The following is a 2,428-nucleotide window of genomic DNA, read 5'->3' as shown; positions in this document are numbered from 1 at the left end:
GAGACTGTCTATGGTAGTTTGAGCCTCTTGCCGTTAAAAATCCATCGCACAAAACGTGATCGAATAACAAATTAGTTACCTTACCTGTATATGTTGACTGGTCGTCACCAGATTTCTTTTCTGCATCGTAATCGTCGTTGCAAGTGTCTGTTAAGTTGCGGTCAAAGTCCTATTCTTTGCATTTCACCTTTACTATAGTTGTCGCGCTATCCTTCTTTAAAGGTACGATAGCGTCTTCCTCTCCCTCACTATCGCCACAGGGTAATCTACAGTTGCGAGTAAATTTGAATAAACCGTAAGAAAGCGAACATAACAAAAAACAGGTTAATCATGGTGATATCTGACCATAATCAACCTGTTCATTGCAACGGAATAGCGTTATTAAGTTATAAAATTAAAGCATCTTATGTGCGTACAACCGAAAGGGAGAAATCTTCAAACAGGTATTACATGGGTTATTTGTGTTATTGGGTGGATGATAAGTTCATTCGGCACTGGGTAGCCCCACCAATGAAAAAAACCTTGAAAGGCACGAAGCCAATCAAGGTTTTCATTAACATTAAGATTCAAATGTAGTTCTATCGGGGAAATGTCCATTTTCCCTAATGAAACAAACTGATAACTTTTGTGCTGCTCTATCGAAATAAAATTTTGTTGAAATGTTCGGGTCAGGAATCGGGTCTAATTCGGCAAACTTCCTTGTTATTTTATTTAATTCAATTCTCCCCATAACAATCTCATTCGGACCAAATTTATAAATAACCTTTTCCTCATCTTCCATTTCCTTAAGTAACAAAACGAATGAAGCCAATATATGTCTCCTCCTTATTATGGATTCCACGGACGACCTGATTCTAAAGTTTTATCATGTGCTGTCCTATAATTTGTTTTGAAGATTCCTTCGAATCTCGACTCAAACAATTCATGATTTAGTAAATCTATATCACTTTGATTGTACGTCCCTTTTTGTAGTCGTTCCCAAGCTTGAGCAATATCATAATCAGCATCAAAGCGCCCAACACCATGATCTTTTATATGTTCTTTGATAAACAAATGCTCCTTTATTCTCTGAACCCTACTATCCTTCATACCAGTATTTCTTGTTATTGATGCTACATCCGTGGTTGAACTCCTAAAAGTATCGTACATTTCATCGGCTTTATCAAGATTTCTTAAATATTCATCCGGGTCAAAAATATCAGATTTCCCACCTGACTGAACTTTACCCGTCCCCTCAAGAACCCCTTTCTTCTCTATCTCTTTAAGTAATTCCTTCTCTTTCTTTAAATACTCGCCGTAATTTGAGGTTTCTCGGGCGGCTTTACTTTCCCCAATGTTCTCCAATACTTTCTTTCTGATCTCTTCAAAATTGGGTACCTTTATCTTCGACAGCTTCCCACTTACAAATTTCATCGTACTTGCAAGTACTTTGCTTCCCGCCCTGATCGCTACATCTCCCGCACCTGCAATTACGGTATTGACTCCAACCGTAGCTATCCGATCTCCTAAGCTTTGCTTTCCATCATCCCGATAATCATTAATGGTATCAAATGCTTCTCCTATCGTACCACTGATTGCACCCGATACCATCGATTTCAATAAAGTTGGTGAGAATTTCCCTAGCATGCCTGGGGTCTTTACTGCTTTTAAATACTTAAACGGTAGTCCTATGCTGATTAGTTGCCCTGCAAATTGCCCAGCCTTTTTCCCGTACGGATCGTCCATAGGATCTACATAACCCTTCGGTTTCGGTCCTACAATCCAATCGGTGATCGTTCCTGCCATTCCAAACGACGCCGTATCGATGGCATGGGTCAGAATACTACTTCCGCCCTCTAAAATATTGGCAATTGTCTGATTTCCAACGCCACTTCCCAGTAGACGGTTTTTGTCCGCTACCTCCTTCTCATGTTTTTCATAATAGGCCTTTGTCTCTGCAAATCTCCGATCCTGTTCCTCTATCGATAGGTCAAACCAGTACGTACCTTGCAATCGCTTGATTACTTCAGGATTGTTCCGATTTAAGATATCCTCATCCGAAACAAAATCATGTGGGTCATATGATCCTATCGTAGACTGTGGCTTCATCATTGCCAATTGTTGCTTCGCCCAGTCCCCCTTCGTGCCTTTCTCCATCGACATTCGTAGCAGAAATGCATATTTTTCATTCTCCATAAGTGGTACACTTTTGGTGGTAATCGACGGATCATAATCACACGACTTGACCGCCCCCTGCTTGAAATAGCCGCTTAGATCTTTCCCCACCTGGTACTGAACCGCGTCGACTCCCATGGATTCCAGCTTTTTGCGTGCGTCTTCCGCTAGCTTATGCATTGCGTCCATTTGAGCCTTGTTTCCAAACGCTTGATAGACTTTATATGCGGTCTGCGCTTTTGCAATTTGATCCCGTGCCTGGTAGATATCCTTC

At 41.0% G+C, this 2,428-nt stretch carries 1 protein-coding gene and 1 pseudogene; both read right to left on the bottom strand.

The features are described from left to right. Window positions 1-559: 559 nt before the first annotated feature. Window positions 560-811 (bottom strand): hypothetical protein, encoded by a 252-nt coding sequence (locus tag CA600_RS30465; protein ID WP_076284165.1) that lies wholly within the window; start codon window positions 809-811, stop codon window positions 560-562. Between the two features lie 17 nt (window positions 812-828). Then, window positions 829-2,428 (bottom strand): annotated as a pseudogene (locus CA600_RS32035) (hypothetical protein); the annotation flags it as partial.

This window comes from Paenibacillus sp. VTT E-133280, assembly GCF_002264385.1.
Taxonomy (GTDB): Bacteria; Bacillota; Bacilli; order Paenibacillales; family Paenibacillaceae; genus Paenibacillus_AQ; species Paenibacillus_AQ nitricinens.
This window is presented reverse-complemented; position numbering and strand designations above follow the sequence as displayed.